This window comes from Clostridium sp. OF09-36 (assembly GCF_003481985.1).
In the GTDB taxonomy this organism is placed as follows: Bacteria; Bacillota; Clostridia; order Lachnospirales; family Lachnospiraceae; genus Brotaphodocola.
In genome coordinates, this window is sequence record NZ_QUMD01000016.1 from 1 (window position 1) to 22,798 (window position 22,798).

A 22,798-nucleotide genomic window follows, 5' to 3' on the forward strand; every position below is an offset into this window, starting at 1 on the left:
TGTTTAGTCGCATAAACTGATTATACCACGAACGCCGGGCTTTTCGAAGCTCGGCGTTTTGTGTTGGATATATAAAATGAGCTGCCGCACGTTAGTGCGACAGCCCCTTTTATGTTAGTCTACCGCAAAACGCTTCAGTGCTTCTATGTAATGCATGGCAAATTTTCCCGGCACCACCTGTTTGTGCGTGATATACCCGATTTCCATGTAATCATCTGCCTCCAGCGGCACCGACACAATGTCCCTGCCATTCAGGGTTTCATTGATCACACCACTGCAGATGGTATAGCCATTCAGGCCGATCAGCAAATTAAACAATGTTGCCCGGTCACAGACCCGGATGTCTTTCCGGCTCTCCAGCGTACTTAAAATCTCCTCGGAAAAATAGAACGCATTGTGATCTCCCTGCTCGTAGGAAAGCCTCGGATATGGCTCCAGATCCTGCAGAGTGATCTTTTCCAGCTTGGCCAGCGGATTTCCCGATCCGACAAACACATGAGGCTTTGCCAGAAACAGCCGTTCAAATTTCAGATTATGCTCCTTGAAGGTTTTTCGCAGAACGTTCTCGTTGAACTGGTTTAAATAGAGCACCCCAATCTCACTTTTCAGCTTTGCCACATCCTCAATGATCTCATAGGTCTGGGTCTCCCGGAGCCGGAAATCGTAAGTCTTACCTCCGTAAGTCTTGAGCAGTTCCACAAAGGCTTCCACCGCGAAGGAATAATGCTGGGTAGAGACACAGAACTGATGACGCACCGGAGCCGCGCCGGAATAACGTTCCTCCATCAGGCTTGTCTGGGTAATGACCTGTCTGGCATAGCCGAGAAATTCCTCACCCTCCGAAGTCAGGATAATTCCCTTGTTGGTTCTCTGGAAGATGGTAATGCCAAACTCATGCTCCAGTTCCCGGATAGCTGCCGTCAGACTGGGCTGGGAAATATACAGCTTTTCAGCTGCCCTGCTGATGCTCCCGGCCTTCGCGGTCTCTACGATGTATTTTAGCTGTGTCAGTGTCATAGGTGTGTCCTCAAATTTCATAAATTATGATTTTTCTTTTAATTCTACCACATTCCACTGAAAAATAAAATTTTGTTTTCTCCTCTGTACACTGCTGTGCCCTGCTCTGTCTTACAGAACACTGTTAATATCTGCAGCCATATCAACAACTGCCTGTCTGGATGCTTCTGCAAAGTGCTCTGCACCAAACTTTGCGTATTTCTCCTGACGATACGCTGCAATAATGCCGCGTGAAGAATTGACAATTGCTCCAAGTCCATCTTCATTGAAACAATTCTTTAAATCTTTTGCTGTACCGCCCTGTGCACCATAACCAGGTACCAGGAAGTAGGTTTTGGGCATGAGTTTTCTTAAAATAACGCTCATCTCCGGGTAGGTTGCTCCTACGACCGCTCCGACATTACTGTATGCGCCATCCATAGATATCCTGCCCCACTCGACCACCCTGTCAGCAATATGCTCATAAAGCGGTTTACCATCAATCAGCCTATCCTGAAACTCCCCACTGGAGGGGTTCGAGGTTTTTACCAACACAAAAATGCCTTTATCCTCTGCATTGCAAACATCAATAAAAGGTTTTACTCCGTCACTTCCCAGATACGGGTTCACAGTAATAAAATCTGTATTGAATATAGAACAACTATTGTTTCCAACTTTCACTCTGCCCAGATGAGCTGATGCGTATGCTGCTGAGGTAGAACCGATATCGCCGCGTTTTGCGTCAGCAATAACCACAAGGCCTTTCTCATGGCAATATTTCACAGTCCTGTCATATGCCTTCAATCCTTCAATACCAAACTGCTCGTACATGGCAATCTGTGGCTTCACAGCCGGAATCAGGTCCCAGGTATGATCCACGATCTCCTTATTAAAATTCCAGATAGCATCTGCTGCTCCTTCTAACGTCTCACCAAACTCTCTGAAGGACTTCTTTAAAATATATTCCGGAATATAATTTAACATCGGATCCAGTCCAACACAGATCGGTGCCTTTGTTTTCTGAATCTTTTCAATTAATTTCTGAATCATGGTCTTCTCCTTAGCAGCACGTACAACGTACCACATTCTTTTATTCTTCTTTATCCCGTAAAACAAAATTCAGCAATATATTCAGTCCCACACCACAAAGTACAGCAATAAAAACCTGTGAGGTGCACAACATATTTAAAAATGGTGGAAGGCTGTCTGCCCACTCTTTATAAGTAGAAGTGCACTGATACGGAAGCATAACTGCCAGCGTCAGAGTAATCCCTGCTACCAGCGTGTTTCTCAGAGTTCTCGGTGATGACACAATGGAGTCAATTCCGGAAAACATAATGGAAGCCGCAGAGATCAGGAACACTGCCCCAATAACCGGTTTCGGAATTCCGGCAAGAATATATGCCATTTTCGGGCAAAAGCCATACAACAGGAATAAAACACCTGCATATTGGGTTACCCGCCTGGATGCCACGCCGGTAGCTGCAACAATGCCGATATTCTGTGTGTAGGAAGTACACGGCAAGCCTCCAAAGAGGGCTGTAATCATGCAGCCAAGTCCGCTGGCCATGATTCCTTTATCAATATGTTTCACACGGTAAACCTCATCACAGGCTGCGCAGGTTGCCGCATAATCCCCGACAGATTCAAAAATAGCTCCCATATAGCCGCTGAATCCACCAATAATGGCCGCTGCCGTAAACGTGATTACTGCGTTTGGCTGTCCTGACAGCCCTGTAAATGGAAATAAACGTGGAATCTTTATCCACGGTGCGGCATAAACTGCATTCCAGTCAAAAATTCCCAGAAATGAAGAAACCACAACTCCGACGATAACAACCGTAATAAGGATAAAGCCCTGGGATACCATTCCTTTCGTTTTAAATTTCAGTATAAGCGCCAACAAAAACGAAATCAGCGCAAGAACCAGATATAATGGTTCCTGTCTGGAAAAAGTCCACTGAACCGCGATTCTCGCTGCGACAAACCCAATTGCTGTCACCACAGAACCAACTACTACCGGAGGAAGGAAAGCTCTTACCTTGCTTACTGTCTTTGTAATTCCGAGGATTGTCTGAATCAAACCTCCAATCAGCGAGGCTCCCCACACTGCTGGCAGACCGTAAACAGCCGCAATGTTTCCCATGGATGACATAAGTGCGGAAGAGGATCCCTGAACAATGGGAAGGCGGTTACCTACCGTTGTCTGTAAAAATGTGCAGATTCCCATACAGAAGAAACATGCGCAAAGCAACGTCGGAACAAAATCCGGCTGGTCAATTCCTGCTAAAGAGGCAAACCCTGCTGCCCACATAAACGGTGTAAAATCTACCAGAGTAATCTGCAATGCAAAAAGAACGGCCTTCCAGCATGGTTTTGGCACATCCTCAATTCCATATGCAATTTCAATATTTGATTCAGGCTGTTCTTCAAAAACCGGCTGTTCTGGATTATACATAAAATCTCTCCCTTCCCATTTTAAATCTTCCTGTTCTTTATTAAACCATAGATATTTCTGTTCCAGTCCGGCCTTCAATTCCTTCTTCCGCTTTTTCAAGAAGCGTAATCAAAGCCTTTCTTCCATGACCGGATTTTGCAAAGGCGACCGCTGCCTCTACTTTCGGAAGCATGGAGCCCGGAGCAAACTGCCCATCCTCTATATAAAATTCTGCTTCTCTTACACTCATATGCTCCAGCCATTTTTGCCTTGGTGTGCCGTAAAAAATCGCAACTTTTTCAACAGCTGTTAAAATAATCAGGTAATCTGCATTTAACTCTTCCGCAAGTTTTTCTGAAGCAAAGTCTTTATCGATAATGGCTTCTGTTCCAAAATATCCGTCTTCCTCTTTTACTACCGGAACGCCTCCGCCTCCGCAGGCAATCACAATCTGTCCGTCTTCTACCATTTTCCGGATCGATTCCAGTTCCAGAATCTGCTGCGGCTTTGGAGACGGAACAACTCTGCGGATGCCTCTTCCTGCATCCTCCGCAAACTCAAATCCTCTTTCTTTTCTCAGAACTTCTGCCTCTGCTTCGGTGACATACGCACCAATCGGCTTAGATGGATTTTTAAACGCATCATCATTTGGATTTACTTCCACCTGCGTAAGAATGGTTGTGATGGACTTTAAAATTCCACATTTCTCGAGTTCATTGCGCAGTGCCCTCTGCAGATCCAGTCCGATATAGCCCTGGCTCATTGCAGTGCACACAGACAGCGGACAAAGCTCATAATGCTCCGGATCCTGCTTATGCAAAGCAGTCATTGCCTTCTGGATCATTCCGACCTGTGGTCCATTTCCATGTGAAATTACAACCTGATGACCGGCCCGAACCAGTCCGGCTACGGCCTTTGCAGTTCCTTTTACTACCTCTGCCTGCTCGGAAATTGTCTTACCAAGTGCATTTCCTCCCAGAGCTATCACAATTCGTTTTCCCATAATTCTTCTCCATTCGTTTTTATAAAAATAGTAATCCTACGGATATAATCACCAGAAGTGCCAGCAGACAAATCACACAATATCCCATAACATCCCTGACTTTCAGTTTTGCGACTTCCAGCACCGGAATCAGCCAGAACGGCTGAAGCAGATTACAGCAGGAATTGCCCCAGGAAAGTGCCATTGCTGCCTTTCCTTCCGACACAGCCGGCATAAAGCTCTGGACCGCCTGCATTACAATCGGCCCCTGAACCGCCCACTGGGCTCCGCCGCTTGGTACAAACAGCTTTACGATCACCGCGCTCAGGCAAGTGAAGAGCGGAAAGGTCTGCACATTGGAAATATGTACAAAAAATCCGGAAATCACCTGTGCGATGGAAACACCGGTTGAACCGCCGTGATAGCTGATCAATCCGGCAATTCCGGCATAAAACGGCATCTGAAGCACAACGCCAACCGCTCCGCCCAGAGATTTTTTTACTGCCGCTACCGTACGTACAGGAGTTTTATACATTGCGATCGATGCAAACAGAAAGATCATATTCACCTGGTTAATAGAAAGTGAAAATGACTGTTTTTTGATATAAAGAGAATCTACAAAACTCCAGATTACGCAGAAAAAGCCAATAAACGCAATCAGACCATTTAAAAGTACAGATGTTTCCAACTTTTCAGCCGGCGTCATCTCACTGCGTGGCCTGTACTGTTTTTCCACCGTCTCCTCAGCGAAGATTGCCGGATCCACAGTTTTTGTTTTTTCAGGAGACGGATGCATAGCCGTAATCAAAAGGCACAGCACAATTGCTCCTACCAGATAAATAAACAGGTTGTATGGCGCAAATACCGTTTCACGAAATGGAATTCCCGTTGTACTCCATACCCCATCGAATGTCCAGCCTCCGGCAACATTGAGTGCAATCGTTCCGGATATTCCTACCAGGCAAAACGCGTTTCCAACATAAGCGGCCGCTACCAGAAGCGGATAATGAATTCCCTTTACCTGCTTTGCCACTTCCTGTGCCAGGACCGCGCATACAATCAAAGCGGCTCCCCACTGTAAAAAATACGCGACCATACCCACTGCGGAAACTAAAAGCAGTGCCTGTCTCGGAGTTTTCGGAATAGACGCAATCTTTACGATGATGCGGTGAACCGGTTCTGTATTGGCAAACATCGTTCCCGTCACCACAATCAGAACCATCTGCATCCCAAAGCCAAGAAGATTCCAGAAACCGCCATACCAGCCATCGTACACCAGATTCACCAGCCGATCCGCCACGGTAATTCCCTCTGCCGGCGCAATTCCTGTAACTGGAACCGCAACCACAAACAGGATTACCGTAAGAAGCAGCACCAGAATATACGCATCCGGAAGAAAACGGCTGATTAATGCCACACTGCCATCTACCAGTGCATCAAATATTTTTTTCACAATTTTCACCTCGTTCTGCCCAAAAGTTTCCAGTTTCCTGGTTCTAAGATTTTACAAGTAGAGCCGCCCTGTTTATAAGGCAGCTCTCACTTTTAATTCATAATCTTCTGAAATTTCTGGTAAAACTCCGGGAATAAAGAATCAAAACTTCCGGCACGATCCAGCATTTTTCCAAAAAAGCCGATCAGCGGAGCATTTACGATTGTTGCAAGAACTGTGTTTAATCCGACCATATTAAAAGCAAACCGGCGGAATAACACCAGCATAAGAACTACTGCAATCAAAAGCGCTGACAGATCAAACAGCCATTTCACTTTTGTCATATCTTTCTGATACGTATCCGTTACATCCTTTACGAACATTTCATAAGCTTCCTGAGGAAGATACGTTCTCAGGAAAAAAGCTATGGCCAGTGAAGTGATCAGAATTCCAAAAACACAAGCCATTCCGCGCTGCCAGTATACGGTATACTGTTCCGAACCTAATACAACATACCACAGATCCAAAATATTTCCGTAAATAAACGCCGTAACAAAAGATAACAGATACTTCCACTTAAAGCGCCGCACAGCAAAGGCCAGCACGATCAGCAGCAATCCCTGAAAGATATACTCTGATTTTCCAAAAGTAAACCAGGGAATTGTTTCTGAAATACGCAAATAAAGCACGTAGGCCGGTGCAACTACCATTGACACGCCAAATCCGCTTTTCGCCGACAGGCAGACCCCCAGTGGGCACAGAATTATTCCCAGGACATACGCAATCTCTGCAAATCTTCCTTTCTTATTTTCCATATGCTTCTCCTTTTTGAAGCTGTTACTTTACGGTAATATCAACGCCGTTCTTAATAACATAAGCCGGTGCTGTGTGATGCCAGATTGCATGGTATACATCCTCATCCTGAAGTACTACCAGATCTGCATCTCCGCCTTCTTTCAGTTCATGGTTTTTGATTCCAAGAACCTTTGCGGCGCTTGTTGTGATCATGTCGTAAAGCAGCTCCATGTCGTCGAAGCTTACCATGTGGAGCAAATGGCTTGCCAGGAAAGCTACCTGAAGCATATTGCACTCACCGTATGGATAGTAAGCATCTGCTATATCATCCTGTCCAAGAGCAACCGGCACGCCTGCCTTCAGAAGGTCTTTGACTCTTGCATGCAGCGGACCGGTATGCGGATCGGATACCACACCAATCTGGGCTTTCTTTAAGAGGGAAACGAGCTTTCTGAAGTAGTTCTCCGGATACAGCTCCATGGCACGGCAATGCTGTGCGGTTGCTCTTCCCTGCCAGCCCATCTCGATGACCTTTTTGCATAACATCTCCAGGGTTCTCTCCTCTGCATCACCTACATCGTCCAGAAGCATGGAAATGTCTTTGTCATACTCTTTTGCGTAGTTACACATAGAATTTACATGGTCTAACTCCTCTTCCTCAGTGAACTCGATCCACGGGATTCCGCCTACTACATCGGCACCAAGATCCATAGCCTGTTTGATCAGTTCTTTTGCTCCCGGCTCTCTGGCAACACCATCCTGCGGAAATGCAACGACCTGAATATCCAGGCGGTCCTTATATTCCTCTCTTCCACGGATAACACCTTTTACGCCTTCCAGTCTGGCTTTGCTGTCCACATCTGCAAATGCGCGGATATGGGTATTGCCGTATTTCACAGCAAGATCGCATGCCTTACGGACATTCTCAATGATCCACTTTTCATCATAGCATGCCTTGAAATCTGCTGCTCTCTCGATGGAAGTCATAGCACCGCCCATGTTATTGTCGTTGTACTCTTTTAATGCAGCCTGTCCGGCCATTTCCAGAGTATAAACCTTACACAGATGAAGGTGTCCGTTTACAAAGGACTCGGTTACCAGGTTTCCTTTTGCATCGATAACCTGCTTTGCCTCGCCCTCTACTGCAGACGCGATTGCCGTGATCTTTCCGTTCTCAATTCCGATCTCAACTAGTTCTTTTCCGGTATTTCTTGTTTTTGCGTTCGTAATCTTAATATCCAGCATATGTAAACCTCCATTATTTTACATGATTCAACATTTTTGCTAACCAATATCCTCTTTCAGACTTTCAATCCTTGCGGATGCCCTGGTGAGAAGATCTTTTCCTACCTGGTTTACGTAGTCACGCTTCTCCTCTTCGCTTACCTTTGTAAGTTTTCCAGAAGATACTACTAATTCCCCATTTACTACTACATTTTTAACAAGACGAGGATCGCCGCTCTCTACAATGCATGCCACCGGATCATAGCATCCGCCTGCATAAGTCAGCTGATTCCAGTCCATCTGGCGAAATCTGCTGCCATTCCAGGTGCCAGATAACCGATGTCATCCCGTCCAAGAACTTTTGCTCCGCCTGCCGTTGCCATATACAGATAATCATCCGGTGTTGCCGCCTTATCACCCCAGGTAAGACGATTTAACAGATATGCGCACCGGATTTCCTCCAGCATATTCGATGAATTGCTGCTGGCAGCTCCATCTACACCAAGACCAATTCTTGTGAGACCGTGTTCCAGATAAGAAGGCACCGGACATGCACCGGAACTTAAAAGCATATTAGAGATCGGGCAATGTGCCACTCCGGTTCCGGTCTCTGCCATCTGTGCGATTTCTTCTTCATTCAAATGAATGCAGTGGGCAAAATAAAACCGTTTGCCAAGCAAACGGTGCCGTTTAAACCACTCAAATGGCCGGCAACCCCAAGTCTTCAGCGTATATTCCACCTCATGCTGGCTCTCTGCCAGATGACCGTGAACCATAATGTCATACTCTTCTGCCAGATCTACTACAGCTTCAATGATATCTTCCGTTTCATACTGGGCAATGCTCGGAGCGATGCCAACCTGGCACATGGAAAAACGGGACCGGTCATGATATTTTTTCACCAGTCTGATCGTGTCTTCCACAACACTCTCTTTTGTATCCACAACTTCTGGCGGTACAATACTGCTAGGTACAGAGTGGAATCCTCTGGTCGGATGGAAACGGATTCCAATTTCTGCCGCGGCCTCAATTTCCGCGTCAACCAGATATTTTACTCCCACAGGATGCGGATACCAAAGATCATTGGATGTCGTACATCCAGTTTTAAGCATATCTCCCAGACCAGAATAAACACCAGCACGAGCCACATCCGTATTCAGATCTTTATAGATCTCATACATAACAGTCAGCCACGGTTCCAGCTTCAGTCCTCTTGTTGCCTGGATATTGCGGATCAGAGACTGCCATGTATGATGATGCACATTTACAAAACCCGGAAGAATCACCGTGCCTTCTGCCTCTACCACATGGTCAATCTTTAATGTTCCTTCATATTTTTTCTCCAGATCCGTTCCTACATCCAGAATTTCTTTTCCTGAAATCAGCAGATCACCATGACGGATTTTCTCTCTTTTCTCGTTCATGGTAATGATCCAGTCAGCATTTTTATATAGCGTTGTCCCCATACAGACTCCTCCTTTTCGTTCAGAGGGTTCCCCCACGAAACCCTCTGAACCGGCCTGTTACTGTTCTTTATACATCCTCGAAACCATCGAATGCCACGATACGGCTGATGCAGCTTTCTCCATCCTGGAACTTCCACGGGAAGCATCCGATTACAACACGCTTGTTGGACAACTTATCGATCTCACCTCCCATGCACTCTGCATGGATTGCCTCATACGGCTGGCCAAACAACTCTAAATGCATTGCCTGGTAATGCTCCGGCCACGGATAAATCTCATTTAAGGATTTGCCATATTTCTTGCGGAAAATAGCGTCGCACTTTTCAGCCTCCATCGGCTCCCAGTCACGGATCTTAGTATTCATCGGATGATCTGCGGAACCGCAGTCAACTCCCAGCCATTTAATCTTCTTTTCACGTACCCACTTGATAAAATCAAGAGACGGACCCGGGTGACGCAGCATATAGCGGCGCTCATCTGCCTCCGGCTGGTCAAATCCATACTTATGATAACCAGTGTTGATGATCAGGATATCTCCCTCACGTACCTCAACGCGCTTCTCGATATCTTCCGGGGTATAGATGCCGAAATCCTCTGCCATATCAGACAAATCAACTACAACACCCGGTGCACACAGCTTGGTTAATTCCAGAGCTGCAATATCTCTTCCTGCGGTGTCGAAATGACGCGGGCCATCCAGATGGGTTCCTACATGATTGGAATGGGTCACAAGCTGTCCGTTTGCTCCATTCGGTGCCAGACGCTTGAAATACTTCACCTGAAGCGGCTCATAGGTTGGCCACGGCGGAGTACTGATTCCAATCGGAATACTTAAATCGTAGATTTTGATGTCAGACCACTTACTCATAATTATAAATCCTCCTTAATATATAAATATTTTTATTATCTAGTTTGTCCATGCTTTTGCGCATGCTTCGATGGCTTTTGTAAAACAGCCTTCCGGCGGATTTACAAGACCTGCTCCAATCTGTCCAACGCCGTAATCCTTGTGAGCAATACCAGTATTGATGATCGGGCGGATTCCAGTCTCCAAAACCTTTACAATGTCGATTCCAGTTGCGCTACCTCTGAAGTCCAGTACCGGAATTTTATAGGCATTTCCTTCCCCTTCTGTAATCTCGTACATCTGAGAAGAGTAGTTGATCGCATCCTGAACCTGGCCTCCTACAAACTGTACGATAGCTGGTGAAGCTGCCATACAGAATCCGCCAATTCCGGTTGTTTCTGTAATACAGCTATCTCCGATATCCGGATTTGCGTCCGCTTCGGAATATCCCGGGAAATAAAGACCGCGGATATATTCGGACGGTGCCGTAAACCACTGGTCTGCGCCAAGTCCGGAAATCCGGATGCCAAATTCCACACCATTTCTGCACATGGTAGAAACAATGGTGCTGTACGGAATTCCCAGAGTCGGATCCATCGTAGCTTTACAGGACGGCATAGACAGATTCAGAAATGCATGGTCATTTCCATTGATAAATGCAATTGCCTCCTGCTGCTGCTCCAGCGGAAAATGGGTCTTGTAAACATCCGAAAGGATCTCACGGATAAACAAGGACGTGCCAGCCTTATTTCTGTTGTGCCCCTCGTCTCCCATCTGCAGAGCCTGCGCAATCATAACTTTCATATCGATCTCGCCATGGATTTCCAGTGCTTCTTTCAGTACCGGATAATAAACCTTTTCCATCTTTCTCAGGCGGTCAAATACCTCTTCATCACAAGCTCCAAACCGCAGTACCTTTCCAAGTCCTTCGTTCATAGTGCAGTACGCATCATTTCCGAAAGTTTTGTTTACCACATGCCATACCGGCATAGAATAAGTAACAATACCAGCCATCGGACCTACTGCATTGTGATGATGGCAGGAATCAAAGGTAATCTTTCCGCTTCCGGCCAGCTCTTCCGCTTCCTTCATATCCTTTGCCAGTCCCTCATAGATCAGGCCGCCCATAACAGCGCCTTTCATAGGACCGCACATGTCCTCCCACTTCACTGGCGGGCCAGCATGAAGGATCGTCGTTTTGGTCATGCCAGGAATTGCTTCTCCGGCAGTTGACATTCCTACCAGCGCCGGCTGAGCCGCAAGGATTCTGCGAAGTGCCTCCTTGTTTGCGGCTGCGATCTTCTCTGCCAGATTCGGATCCTTTAACTGTTTTAAATAACCGGCAATCTTTTTATCTCCGCCAGCCACCGGTTTCCACGCAACATGGACCGATTTGACATTCTGCTTTTTCAGGTCCTGATAAAAAGACTCAATACCGAAATTGACTACGCATAATTCTTTCTCAAATAACTCATTTACCTTGCTCATGTTCTTCCTCCTCCCCTACAGATTTTTCGTGATCAGTTCTACAAATCTCGCTGCCTGTGCATTGGACGGAAGTACAATTGCCCCTGCTCCTGCCAGTTGGAGAGATGTTGCTGTACGGTTTTGCGGATCACCCTCTGTGCCGCATACAGTAGCTACCACAGACAGGTAACGGCCTTCTTTTGCTGCCAGTTCCTTTGCCTTCCGAATCGCATCGGATAAATCCTTTGCCGGATCCTCGTGGGAACCATAGCCAATCACACAGTCTACCAGGATCACAGCGGTTTCCGGATCCTTTGCCTCCTCGACCACACGCTCTGCTCTAAGGGATGGATCAATCATCGGATGCGGACGGCCAACAGTAAACTCATCATCTCCGAAATCCAGGAAAGTATTTTCCCGTGACTTTCCATTTCTTGCGTTTTCCAGTTTATCTTCCGCTTTCAGCGGGATATTGGAATAAATATGTCCCATACTTCCGATCAGAAGTTTCATTGCCTCATCGCAAATGGTTCCGCCGGTATAAAGGCTCTCACATATTTCTGCCCCTGGATCATGCCGGCTCTTTCCTCTGCGGCCAGCGCTTCCGCTTTCTCAAGGCCCATGGTGAAATCTTCAAAATCCGATACGGCCTCTCCTTTTGCCAGTGCCACTGCCTTATGCGCTGCATCTTCCAGGGATACTGCTGCATATAATCCGGTTTTTTTAATTTTCTCTGCGTCACCACCAATGAAGCAGACTACAACCGGCTTACCAGCATTAGCAGCAATCTTTAAAATCTGATCCTCCACATCCTTTGCCGGCGGTTTAGACACCAGCACAATAATCTCTGTCTTCGGATCTTCAATCAGTGCGTTCAGGCACTGCTTCATCATGATTCCGCCAATCTCACTCTTTAAATCTCTTCCACCAGTTCCGAGGAGCTGGGAAACACCTTCACCAAGCTGGTCGATAATAGTGGAAACTTCCTGCGCACCGGTTCCGGATGCACACACAAGACCGATTTTTCCAGGCTTAATCACATTTGCAAATGCAAGCGGTACATGATTGATAACTGCGGTTCCGCAATCTGGACCCATCATCAGGAGTTCTTTGGATACTGCGTACTCTTTCAGTGCTTTTTCTTCCTCGATGGTGACATTATCACTGAACAGCATAACGTTGATGTCACGATCCAGGCAGTCTTTTGCAACATCTGCCGCAAAACGTCCCGGAACTGAAATCACTGCCATGTTCAGATTTTTTTCCACTTTTATGGCTCCATCCAGAGTCGGCGGGAAATACTCTGCCTTGCTTTTTTCTGCTTTCTTGTTCAGCAGTTCATCTACCTTTTCCACTACTTTTTTGAAGCAGTTCTCGTCATCACAATCCGCTGCCACAAAAAAGTCATTTGCGGTTACATCCTCAAAGCCGTCTGCATCTAAGCCAAGATTTCCCGCAATCTCACGGTTCAGATCCGTTCCCATGCCTACCAGTGCTTCAGAAACACCTGACAGATTTTTTACATCTTTCGAGATGATCATCAGGGTTACTGAATCGTAATAGGTGTTTTTTCTGATTTCAAGCTTTACCACATCTGTTTCCTCCCATCTTATTGCTATCGATAACTCCATAATACATGCCGGTCAGGAAATCACATCCTGAGCTGCTTCCGAAACAGGCAACACGTTTCAGCGCTGTGCGAATCTGTTCTGTGTCGCAGTTTGCAAATCCTTCCAGAAGACCAAGAACATCCTCTGAAAACATTCCTTCGCCCGCATGTTTCAACAAAGATCCACTGACATCGTTTGTTCTGGATGCCGCTGCACCGGTGACTGTTTCCGCAAACCCTTCCCAGGGATAATTCTCTGGCCACGATACTATATAGCCACAGAGAAAATCATCGGAAGAAGGTGTCAGGCCCGGCCCTCCTCCAGCCAGCTGCCCTGCCGCATACACCGCTGTTTCCCGTTCCCCATTCTGCACTGCTTCTCGAAAGGCTTCGATCCTCGATGCAAGAAAAGCGGAAAACACATCCTCTGTTCTTCCTTCAATTAACCCATGAATTCCTTTTTCCTCCTGATGTGAAAGAAAACTTCGGATGAAATTGGCTGCTACCGGATTCAGGATCTCACTCTGCCTTTTCTTCAGATTCAGAATCTCAAACGTTTCAAACTCAAACACCTGATAAGTTCCAATCCAGAGCCCCTGCAGATTTAACCGCATTTCTGTTCCCCTGGAACGTACCAGTTCTTTCACAAACATGAAATCACCGCTCCAGTCGAGATTTAGGGAAAAAGGCTGAAGGCTCTTTTCTTTTGCAAGAAAGGTAACCAGGCCGTTTTCATATGCCATATTCATGGCTCTGTGAAAACAGGAATGTAAAGTTCCTTCCAGTGTCTGTTCCGACAGCGCTTCGTATAAGCGGCTGCAGATCCGAACCCGCACCTTCATTTTCCACTCCTCCCTTCTCCGTCTTGTGAACTCTTCACAATATTTTTTGTTTGCTTTGTTTTTTATCTTTGTTATGTTTCATATTATAATCACTAATTTTGTCATTTTCTATGTTGACTGTTCACAATAAACTTCTTATACTTTTGGTAAGCGTTTCAATTTTGAATGGAGGAAGCCCAGATGAACTACTATATTGAAGAAGCCTATTACCCAACCGTAAAGGAGCTTTTAAAACTCCCTATTTTTTCGACCAGCTATCTTGCTGCCGGTGAAAGTGGGTTAAACCGCACTGTTTCCGGCATTAACTTAAGCGACAACCCTGATTACGGACAGTGGATTTCCCCGGGTGAACTGATGATATCCACCTGTTTTTCTGTCTATCAGGACCCTGATGCCATGAATGCCTATATTCCTACTTTAGTGCAAAACCAGATGGCCGCATTCTGCATCAAACCTTCACAATACCTCGACAACGTTGTTCCCCCCATTATGATCCAACAAGCCAATGAAGCTGGCTTTCCGCTCATTGTACTTCCGCCCGACATGCAGTTTTCCCGTATTACCCAGGTACTTTCCGACGAACTGACCCGTCGCCGGACTGCGCTTTTGCGAAATACCCTTTCTGTAAACCAGATGCTGACCCAGACCATCACCGAGGGAGCCAATCTAGATGAGATTGCTTTCATGATTTCCCAGCTTACCGGCGGCAGTATCCTCATTGTAGACAGCGTCAACAACCGCCACAGTATCTTTCTTAAGGAAGAAGACCGCAGCGATTTTAAGGCAGACTCCGAATCTCAGATGATCAATACACTTATCCAGCGCTCCCAGGCGCACGATCTGACATTAGGGGACCACTCCTACGGCTGCCTTTATATCTGCAACCCGACCCAGTCTCCGGCGCTTCCCCCGGAGCTTTTATCGCAGGTTCTCACCGCCATTCCACTGGAAATCACGCGGGAACAAAGTGTCCGGGAACAGGGAGATTCTCTTTTCACCAGTTTTCTACTCCATCTTCTATCAGACCCTATCGTAGACCATCAGCTTGAACAAACCCGCGCCGATGAATTTAAGCTCACACTCGCTGACAACCACCTAATTCTGCGTTTAAAAACACAGATTCAGGATGAAAAAAATCAATATAAAAAAAATTTTCAGCACACACTCCTTATGGGCAATATCCGTTCTGTTTTTTCAAGGTTGGGACTGGACGTACGGATTGTCCCTACTTCCGATGATTACCTGATCCTGCTGAACGCCCCTGCATCCAGTTCTGATCTGGAACATTTATCACACCATATTCCAAAGCTGATCACATCACTTGCCCAGGAATATCCTGATCTTCATATTTCTGCCGGCTGTGGCCGCCCTCACCCGGGTATCCGCGGAATCGTCCAGAGCGATACTGAAGCCCGCACCGCACTGCGCACTGCGCTGCTGAACCAACAGACTGTTCTTGATTTTGAAAATCTCGGTCTGTTACGTCTTTTGTACGCTGCGGACCCAGAAAAAGAAACCAGCCTATTCGTCCAGGAACTGCTTGGTCCGCTGATTGAAACCGATTACCAGAAACACACAGATCTCTTAAAGACTCTGGATTATTATTTTGAATATGCCGGAAATGTAAAAAGAATCTCAGAAGAAATGTTTACGCATTACAATACCATTGCGTACCGCATCAAGAGTATCCAGGAAATTACAAAAAAAAGACCTCCATAACAGGAATGATCATTTCCTGCTGGAGGCCGCTGTCTATCTTTATAAATTTAAGGTCCGGTTTTAACGTACTTCTACGATATAACCTTCTTTGCGGGGAGCTGCTTTCGGCTCCTCGCCTTCCAGGTATCCAAGTGCCACTGCACCGACACCTCTTAAGTTTTCCGGAAGATTCCACTGTTTCAGAAGCTTCTTTCCTTCTTCACTGTCAAAAATTTCTTTTTCCCTGTGTACCCATACACTGGAAACATCACATGCTTTTGCTGCCAGCATCAGATAGCAAAGTACGTTTGTACCATCTTCCACCCAAGTGCTCTTGCTGCCATCTGCCAGAACCAACGCAATAGCCGGTGCTCCATAGAACGGATCTGCATTCTCATCTCCCATGATCTTCGCGTTCAGATGCGCAATGTGATCTCGCATGGTTTTATCTGTAACTGCAATGATGACCGGTGACTGTCTCCCACCGCCTGTCGGTGCATAAGTTGCAGTCTCCAGAATCTCCTGCAATACATCTTCCGGGATCATAAGATCCTTTTTATAACTGCGCACAGAGCGTCTTTCCTTCATGATTTTCAACAGTTCCTGTTTCATGATCCTCATCCTCTCTTTGGGTTTTCTTTTAAGTTCATTGTAACAAATAAACTTTACAAATGTTCCCAAAAGAAAGGCTTTGAAATTGTGAAGTTTTATTTTCCGGTCCCAATCCACTTTCCCATTCATCCAGCGCGGCTTTCTCGTACTCGTCCAGTTCCTGTTTCCGCTCCGTCTGCCATGTCATCTCCTTCACCACCAGGCGGGCATCTGCTGCCATGTAAGGACAGTGCAGCACCTGTCCGGAACCGACACTGTTGTTTTCCGGCCAGTATGCTTGATGTGTTCCATGCGGCAGGGCTCATAGCCTCAGGCAACCGCAAAGAATTCCAATTTGCTTTTTCTGCTAACTTCCAGCCCTGCTTCCGTTCATTTTCTCACTACTGATCCGCTTCGCTTCCCTTGGCCACCGCCCCGATCGGACAGATCTCATAACAGATTCCGCAGCCATCGCAAAAACGTAAATCGATCCGGTAATGTCCCTGACGCGGCACCAGCGCATGAAGTTGGCATTTCTGAGCGCATCGCCCGCAGCGGGTACAGCTGTCCAGGATATAATATACTGCTTTTTCCTTGTGGGATTCCATTTCGTTTGTCATTTCGCCGCTCCTTCCTGCAATTTCTTTTCCGCAGCCATCCATTCCTGCGCGGTATATTCTTCCACCGCTGTCGTTGTCACCCGTTTTATATGCTTTTCCTTCAGGCGCAGATACACAACTTCCCTGAAAACAGTATAACAAACGGAGACAAGCGGAATAAAGATGAGCATCCCCGCAATTCCCATAAGATTTCCACCGATGGTAACTGCAGCAAGGACCCAGATGGACGGAAGTCCGACGGAACCTCCGACCACATGCGGATAGATCAGATTCCCTTCAATCTGCTGAAGCAGCAGAAATACAAGGATAAACAGCATTGCCTGTTTCGGACTTACCATAAAAATCAGGAAACAGCCCAATGCGCATCCGATAAACGCGCCAAAGATTGGGATCAATGCAGTAAAGGCGATCAGGGTTCCGATCAGCAGTGCATAGGGCATTTTCAAAATGCTTAACGTGACGGCAAACATGCTTCCGAGGATCACAGCCTCTAAGCACTGTCCTGTAAGGAAATTGGCAAATGTCCGATAAATCAGGGAACAGATTTTAAGAAGTGCATTTGCTTTCTGTTTGGAAAGAAACGCAAAACATACCTTTCTTATCTGTATGTGCAATTGTTCTTTCTGAAAAAGAATATAGCAGGCAAAGGAAAACGCAATGAAAAAGGTGGCAAGTCCGCTGACGATCGAGCTCACTGCTGACATGGTCGTGCTCATCATATTTCCCGCTCCGCTGCCAAGAATGCTGATCCCCCACTGAATGGCCTGATCTGGCTGAAACTGGATCTGATTTACATAATTCATAATATCCTGGTTATTATGTGAAAAATCCCGAATCCAGCCTTGCATCTGCGGAATAAAATCAGCAATGCTCATCATCAGAGTTCCCATAGTCCGGGTGAGCTGCGGGATCACACCAAACATCACCAGTACCATGACACCGACAGCCAGTATCATAGTCAGAAGAAGGCTTACCGGTCTGGCAAGCTTTTTACTTTTTTTCTTTCCGGCTTTGATCTTCCCAAAGATCATCTTTTCCAGAAAGCTCATCGGCACGTTGATGACAAAAGCAATTGCTCCTCCCAGTGCAAAGGGGAATAGGATCCCCCATATTGTTTTCAGCACATCGATCACAACTTCAAATTTCCACAACGCAGCTGCCAGCAGTGCTGTGAAAATGATCAGTTCCCGAATTTTTTTCATAGATAGCTTACTGAAATCCATTATCTTTCTCCATTTTTTCCTAATTTCGTGCGAATCCACTTCAACAACTGAATGATCGGAAGACTGGCAAAGGCATACAGATATACGCAGCCGAGCTGTGCCGGATTGAGAGTCTCCACCTGAAATACATGATGAAGGCCGGGAACGGTCAATACTGCGGTGATCAGTACTGCGCCGAGCACAAAGGCTCCCTGCAGCCATGGATTGTTAAAGAACCGATTTGTAAAGATAACCGGATGATCCGACTTGCAGTTAAATCCATGGAACAGGCGTGCCAGACAAAGTGTTCCGAACGCATACGTACTGCCAAGCAGCGCGCCGTCCTGGTGATATCCTGTCAGAAATGCGATCATTGTCATCGCACCGATCACAAAGCCCTCCAGACCGATTTTGCCGAGGAAATCCTTTGTCAATATCGATTCGTCCGCAGATCTTGGTTTCTCATTCATCACATCACTGTCAGAAGGCTCCACGCCAAGTGCGATGGCAGGAAGGCTATCCGTCAGAAGATTAATAAATAACAGGTGTACCGGTGCAAACGGAACCGGAAGTCCTGCAACCGATGCATACAGAACTGCTAAAATTGCTCCAAAATTTCCCGACAAAAGAAACTGGATCGCATACTGAATGTTTCGATATAAATTTCGTCCATTTTCTACTGCTTTTACAATGGTTGCAAAATTGTCATCGGTAAGCACCATGGCGGCAGCATCCTTTGCCACTTCGGTCCCGGTGATTCCCATTGCAACACCGATGTCCGCCTGCTTCAACGCCGGGGCATCATTCACACCGTCTCCGGTCATTGCAACGATCATTCCTCTTTCCTGCCATGCGCGGACGATACGGATTTTATGCTCCGGGGAAACCCTTGCATACACAGATATATCCGGGACAAAACCCTTCAGCTCCTCATCACTCATTTTTTCGATATCCGCACCCTCGCAGGCTTCCGATAAATCATGCAGGATTCCAATTCTTTTTGCTATGGCGGCTGCCGTAATTTTATGATCTCCTGTAATCATGACCGGCCGGATTCCTGCTTTGATGCATTCTGCAACGGCAGCCTTTGATTCTTCTCTCGGCGGATCCATCATGCAATGAGGCCGAGAAATACGAGATGAGCCTCATCCTTTGCTGTTAATACATGCTCCTTTGGAATTTCGCGATAGGTGAATGCCAGTACACGCAGGCCTTCCATTGAAAAATCCCGGTTCTGCTGCTGTATGGTTTCTTTATCTGCTTCTGTAATTTCGCGGATTCCGTCTTTTGTCCAAATCCATTCCGTCAGCTCCAGCAGTCGGTCAACCGCTCCTTTTACGATCATCCGGTTTTCACCGTTTATCCTGTGAAGTGTTGACATCATCTTACGGTCACTGTCAAATGGAAGCTCTCCCTCTCTCGGATAGCGGTTTCGTACGCTTGCGGCCTCGATTCCGTACCGGCTTCCCAAATTGATCAATGCAGTTTCTGTCGGATCCCCGATTTCCACTCCGTTTTCATTCGTCGAATCATTACATAAAATACTGCACTCCAGAAGATAGTTCTGTGCCGGATCTGCTATATCAATTTCTGCTGCCGGGATCCGTTTTCCTTCCACATAGTAATCCTCAACCGTCATTTTATTCTGTGTCAGTGTTCCTGTTTTATCCGAGCAGATGACGGAAACACTTCCAAGGCCTTCCACTGCCTGCAGTTTTCGGATGATCGCATGCTCCTTTGCCATCTTCTGTGTTCCGAAGGAAAGGACAATGGTCACGATCGAGCTTAACGCTTCCGGAATTGCCGCAACCGCCAGTGCTACGGCAAACATGAATGCACTGCTGATCTTTTCACCTCGAAATACGTTGATTGCAAATAAAATCCCGCAGAATACCAGAATCAAAACAGATAATTTCTTTCCAAACTCTTCCAGACTCACCTGTAACGGAGTCTGTTTTTCGGAAGTTGACTTCAAAAGTCCTGCAATCTTTCCAACCTCCGTCTGCATTCCTATGTCCGTTACCACTGCCTTTCCGCGTCCATATGTCACAAAGCTGCCGGAAAAGAGCATATTGGTCCGATCTCCCAGCGGAGCCTCTGCCAAAATAGCCTCCAGGCCCTTTTCGACTGCAAGACTCTCTCCGGTAAGAGCACTCTCATCAACCTTAAGACTTGCATTTTCAATCAGCCTTGCGTCCGCCGGGATCATGTCGCCTGCTTCCACCAGGATCACGTCTCCAACCACCAGCTCTCTCGCCGGAAGCTGGATCGTGGAACCATCGCGCAGTACCTTGGCCTGCGGTCCTGCAAGCTTCTTTAAGCTCTGCAGAGACTGTTCCGCTTTTACGGTCTGCACAGTGCCCAGGATCGCATTGATCGTGATCACGATCAAGATCACGGCCGCGCTTTCCTCATCGCCAAGCATGCCGGATATGATGGCCGATGCAATTAAGATCAGTACCAGAAAATCCTTATACTGTTCCAGAAAAATCTGGGGGATACTTTTCTTTTTCCCCTCTGCAAGTTCATTCCAGCCACACCTTTCCCGGAATTTTCCGGCCTGCTCACTGGTGAGGCCTGTCTCGCTGCTTTCCACACGGTCCAGAACCTCTTTCACCGTTTGCTGATAAAATTCCTTCATCACTTCTGTCTCCTCTGTTTAAGCATTTTTCCACTGTATTTCTTATGCAATGAAGGTTTTTCAATAAAAAAGAGACCTTTATTGCACAATAATAATGCAATAAAAGTCTCACCGTTTCTTTGTGACACCGGATGCTTCCATCGTACTGACGACATCACAAACGCAAATTACCAGCGTAGGTTACTCCCCTTTATTGAGTTCATCATATACCAAAAACCGTGCGGATGTCAAGATGCTTTTTCATAGGTTCCATCCGCCAGCAGCTTCTGATATGCATTGTAGGCATCTTCCAGACTGTCATATTTTTTGCCGGATGTATAAGGGGAAAAGTCTGCAATATGATCCGCAATTGCAACATACGTCTTTCCGTCCTTCTTTCTTGCAGCTGTTGTCGTTTCAGAAATATAAAAACCACCATCTACTTTGCTGACTATGACCGGAATTTTTTTTCCTGCACCAACCTGATTGGTATCCATAGATGTCCAGAACAAATACCGACTGGATGCATTTTTCGGACTTCCCATATAGGCCCATGTTCCGGTTCCCAGCAGACTGCTGCTGCCTTCCTTCCGGATTTCCTCATTAACTCTTGTCAGCATATCAGACTTTGGACACTTAGAATCTATTTCAAAATAAGTCTTATTCTGGTTTTTCAGCTCATCCAGTATACCGGTTCTGTCGAGTGCTCCATGCAGATCAGCGTTATACGGAAAAGAAACCGGTGTATCATCGCCGCCTGCTCCGCTCCATATTACCTTCATTCCGAAATCCGGAATATATGACAGCGTACATTCTCCATGTTCAACAGGGATCCCGATCCAGTGCTCCGTGTTACCCTCGTCCCTTGAATGCGTGATCCCAGCAACCGTAACGGGATCATAGGCATTCCAGTTGTCCCGTTTCTGTTTTAATTTCACTGTCCTGGAATAATTTGCTGTATCCTCAGTCATCACAGCCGTCATCACTTCCGAGTAAGCAGAGCGCACATTGGCAAGATCAACCGTCTCACGGCTTTTCTCCAGATGTCCTGAAAAAACAGGCATGGATATCGCAACAAGAACTCCGAGGATCGCAACGACGATCAAAAGCTCCGCAATCGTAAAGCCGTTGTTCCCAGTCTTTTGTTTTTTCATGATTTTACGCTCTCCTTATGCCATTCTTTCGTACCGTTTTATTGTACTGCATTCTTTTTCGTTTTGCAATGATTGAGAGCTTCTCTGATTGTTCAGATTGCGGAACTTATTTTTCCATACATCTCAGGACGTCTGTCCCGGAACAGTCCCCAGGAAAGACGGTCTTCCATCAGCCGGTCCAGCTCAAAATCTGCTGTGATAAAGCCCTCTTCCTCTCTTCCCATGGCTGCCTGTATTTCCCCGCAGCCATCCGTAATAAAGGAAGTTGAAGATCAGATATTTGTTGGACTTTCTTAAATCCTCTGCTTCTTTCTTCTCTTTTGCATCCTCTTCAATCTCTTCTCCCTTGCCAAGTCCGGCCCCATGTTTGATTGCAAACATACCGAGCACAACAGCCAAAAGAATGTTCATAACCAGTCCTACGATCTGAAGCGGAATCAACATGTGCCATAATTCGGTTGCGTCCATTTCCAGCACGGTTGCTGCTCTTGCAGTCGGACCGCCCCACGGAAGCAGGTTCATAACACCCATGCAGGCACCGGTCAGGCACAGAAGAATGCGCGGGTCAATCTTCATCTTTTTATAAACCGGATACATCGCCGGAATGGTAATGAGAACGGTAACTGCGGTGGTTCCGTCCAGATGCGCGATGGTTGCGATCACTGCGGTTACAACGGTTACCGCGGTGACATTTTGCCCTTTAAAAGCAATGCCACAATCGCAATGATCATCAGAAAACCAATAACTGCTGCCATAGTCATGTCCCTCCTAAATTTTAACAAAGTTCTTACTGAGTTTTATTCTACCGGCAGCAGT

General features: G+C 46.5%; 22 protein-coding genes and 1 pseudogene. 1 reads left to right on the forward strand and 22 read right to left on the reverse strand.

The features are described from left to right. Nucleotides 1–114 precede the first annotated feature (114 nt). The 14 genes from DXA97_RS12545 to DXA97_RS12605 all read right to left on the reverse strand — a co-directional run bounded on the left by DXA97_RS12545 (nt 115) and on the right by DXA97_RS12605 (nt 14,097). Nucleotides 115–1,017 (reverse strand): LysR family transcriptional regulator, encoded by a 903-nt coding sequence (locus DXA97_RS12545; protein ID WP_118720525.1) that lies wholly within the window; start codon nt 1,015–1,017, stop codon nt 115–117. A gap of 111 nt (nt 1,018–1,128) precedes the next feature. Continuing rightward, a complete protein-coding gene (pyrF, locus tag DXA97_RS12550) occupies nt 1,129–2,046 on the reverse strand; it encodes an orotidine-5'-phosphate decarboxylase (RefSeq protein WP_118533787.1) in 918 nt (305 codons plus the stop codon). Between the two features lie 40 nt (nt 2,047–2,086). Next, nucleotides 2,087–3,454, reverse strand: coding sequence for a solute carrier family 23 protein (locus DXA97_RS12555; protein WP_118543556.1), 1,368 nt, complete (start codon nt 3,452–3,454; stop codon nt 2,087–2,089). Between the two features lie 40 nt (nt 3,455–3,494). Further along, complete coding sequence (gene arcC / locus DXA97_RS12560; protein WP_118533788.1) at nt 3,495–4,436, reverse strand: carbamate kinase; 942 nt, start codon at nt 4,434–4,436, stop codon at nt 3,495–3,497. 19 nt (nt 4,437–4,455) lie between these two features. Further along, a complete protein-coding gene (locus DXA97_RS12565; RefSeq protein ID WP_182436888.1) occupies nt 4,456–5,868 on the reverse strand; it encodes a TIGR00366 family protein in 1,413 nt (470 codons plus the stop codon). 92 nt (nt 5,869–5,960) lie between these two features. Then, nucleotides 5,961–6,662, reverse strand: coding sequence for a DUF6198 family protein (locus tag DXA97_RS12570; RefSeq protein ID WP_118543545.1), 702 nt, complete (start codon nt 6,660–6,662; stop codon nt 5,961–5,963). A 22-nt stretch (nt 6,663–6,684) separates the two neighbouring features. Further along, a complete protein-coding gene (locus DXA97_RS12575; RefSeq protein WP_118533791.1) occupies nt 6,685–7,887 on the reverse strand; it encodes an amidohydrolase family protein in 1,203 nt (400 codons plus the stop codon). Between the two features lie 39 nt (nt 7,888–7,926). Further along, nucleotides 7,927–8,166, reverse strand: a complete 240-nt coding sequence (locus DXA97_RS12580) for a hypothetical protein (RefSeq protein ID WP_118720445.1) — start codon at nt 8,164–8,166, stop codon at nt 7,927–7,929. Beyond that, the gene (locus DXA97_RS12585) at nt 8,148–9,332 is read right to left on the reverse strand and encodes an amidohydrolase family protein (RefSeq protein WP_118720447.1); all 1,185 of its coding nucleotides are present in this window, start codon (nt 9,330–9,332) and stop codon (nt 8,148–8,150) included. Before DXA97_RS12585 ends, DXA97_RS12580 begins: the two co-directional genes overlap by 19 nt. 67 nt (nt 9,333–9,399) lie before the next feature. After that, complete coding sequence (locus DXA97_RS12590; protein ID WP_118533793.1) at nt 9,400–10,200, reverse strand: cyclase family protein; 801 nt, start codon at nt 10,198–10,200, stop codon at nt 9,400–9,402. 39 nt (nt 10,201–10,239) lie between these two features. Continuing rightward, nucleotides 10,240–11,667 (reverse strand): DUF1116 domain-containing protein, encoded by a 1,428-nt coding sequence (locus DXA97_RS12595; protein WP_118543544.1) that lies wholly within the window; start codon nt 11,665–11,667, stop codon nt 10,240–10,242. Between the two features lie 15 nt (nt 11,668–11,682). Then, on the reverse strand, nt 11,683–12,159 hold the full coding sequence (locus DXA97_RS20965; protein ID WP_243107650.1) for a hypothetical protein: 477 nt from the start codon (nt 12,157–12,159) through the stop codon (nt 11,683–11,685). Further along, complete coding sequence (locus DXA97_RS12600) at nt 12,156–13,238, reverse strand: hypothetical protein (RefSeq protein WP_243107651.1); 1,083 nt, start codon at nt 13,236–13,238, stop codon at nt 12,156–12,158. Before DXA97_RS12600 ends, DXA97_RS20965 begins: the two co-directional genes overlap by 4 nt. Then, nucleotides 13,225–14,097 carry a DUF2877 domain-containing protein gene (locus DXA97_RS12605; RefSeq protein ID WP_118533796.1) on the reverse strand — a complete coding sequence of 291 codons (873 nt, stop codon included), beginning with the start codon at nt 14,095–14,097 and terminating at the stop codon, nt 13,225–13,227. Before DXA97_RS12605 ends, DXA97_RS12600 begins: the two co-directional genes overlap by 14 nt. A gap of 180 nt (nt 14,098–14,277) precedes the next feature. On the opposite strand from DXA97_RS12605, the gene DXA97_RS12610 reads away from it, so the two are divergent. Next, nucleotides 14,278–15,816: a PucR family transcriptional regulator gene (locus tag DXA97_RS12610; RefSeq protein WP_182436889.1), complete on the forward strand. Its 1,539-nt coding sequence runs from the start codon at nt 14,278–14,280 to the stop codon at nt 15,814–15,816. A 60-nt stretch (nt 15,817–15,876) separates the two neighbouring features. Here DXA97_RS12610 and DXA97_RS12615 read toward each other — a convergent pair whose 3' ends face one another. The 8 genes and pseudogenes from DXA97_RS12615 to DXA97_RS12640 form a co-directional block, all read right to left on the reverse strand. After that, nucleotides 15,877–16,407, reverse strand: a complete 531-nt coding sequence (locus tag DXA97_RS12615; RefSeq protein ID WP_118533798.1) for a nitroreductase family protein — start codon at nt 16,405–16,407, stop codon at nt 15,877–15,879. A 34-nt stretch (nt 16,408–16,441) separates the two neighbouring features. Further along, nucleotides 16,442–16,627, reverse strand: a complete 186-nt coding sequence (locus tag DXA97_RS20225; RefSeq protein WP_182436894.1) for a hypothetical protein — start codon at nt 16,625–16,627, stop codon at nt 16,442–16,444. Nucleotides 16,628–16,787: 160 nt separating this feature from the next. Next, nucleotides 16,788–17,006, reverse strand: coding sequence for a 4Fe-4S binding protein (locus DXA97_RS12620; protein WP_182436890.1), 219 nt, complete (start codon nt 17,004–17,006; stop codon nt 16,788–16,790). Continuing rightward, on the reverse strand, nt 17,003–18,229 hold the full coding sequence (locus DXA97_RS12625) for an AI-2E family transporter (RefSeq protein WP_243107652.1): 1,227 nt from the start codon (nt 18,227–18,229) through the stop codon (nt 17,003–17,005). Before DXA97_RS12625 ends, DXA97_RS12620 begins: the two co-directional genes overlap by 4 nt. Continuing rightward, nucleotides 18,229–20,849 (reverse strand): annotated as a pseudogene (locus tag DXA97_RS21600) (cation-translocating P-type ATPase). Before DXA97_RS21600 ends, DXA97_RS12625 begins: the two are co-directional and overlap by 1 nt. Before the next feature lie 227 nt (nt 20,850–21,076). Continuing rightward, nucleotides 21,077–21,982, reverse strand: a complete 906-nt coding sequence (locus DXA97_RS12635; protein WP_118720453.1) for a type II secretion system protein — start codon at nt 21,980–21,982, stop codon at nt 21,077–21,079. 92 nt (nt 21,983–22,074) lie between these two features. After that, a complete protein-coding gene (locus DXA97_RS21605) occupies nt 22,075–22,206 on the reverse strand; it encodes a hypothetical protein (protein WP_279221166.1) in 132 nt (43 codons plus the stop codon). Beyond that, entirely contained in the window at nt 22,166–22,645 is a 480-nt protein-coding gene (locus DXA97_RS12640) for an SLC13 family permease (RefSeq protein ID WP_182436891.1), read from the reverse strand. Before DXA97_RS12640 ends, DXA97_RS21605 begins: the two co-directional genes overlap by 41 nt. Between the last annotated feature and the right edge of the window lie 153 nt (nt 22,646–22,798).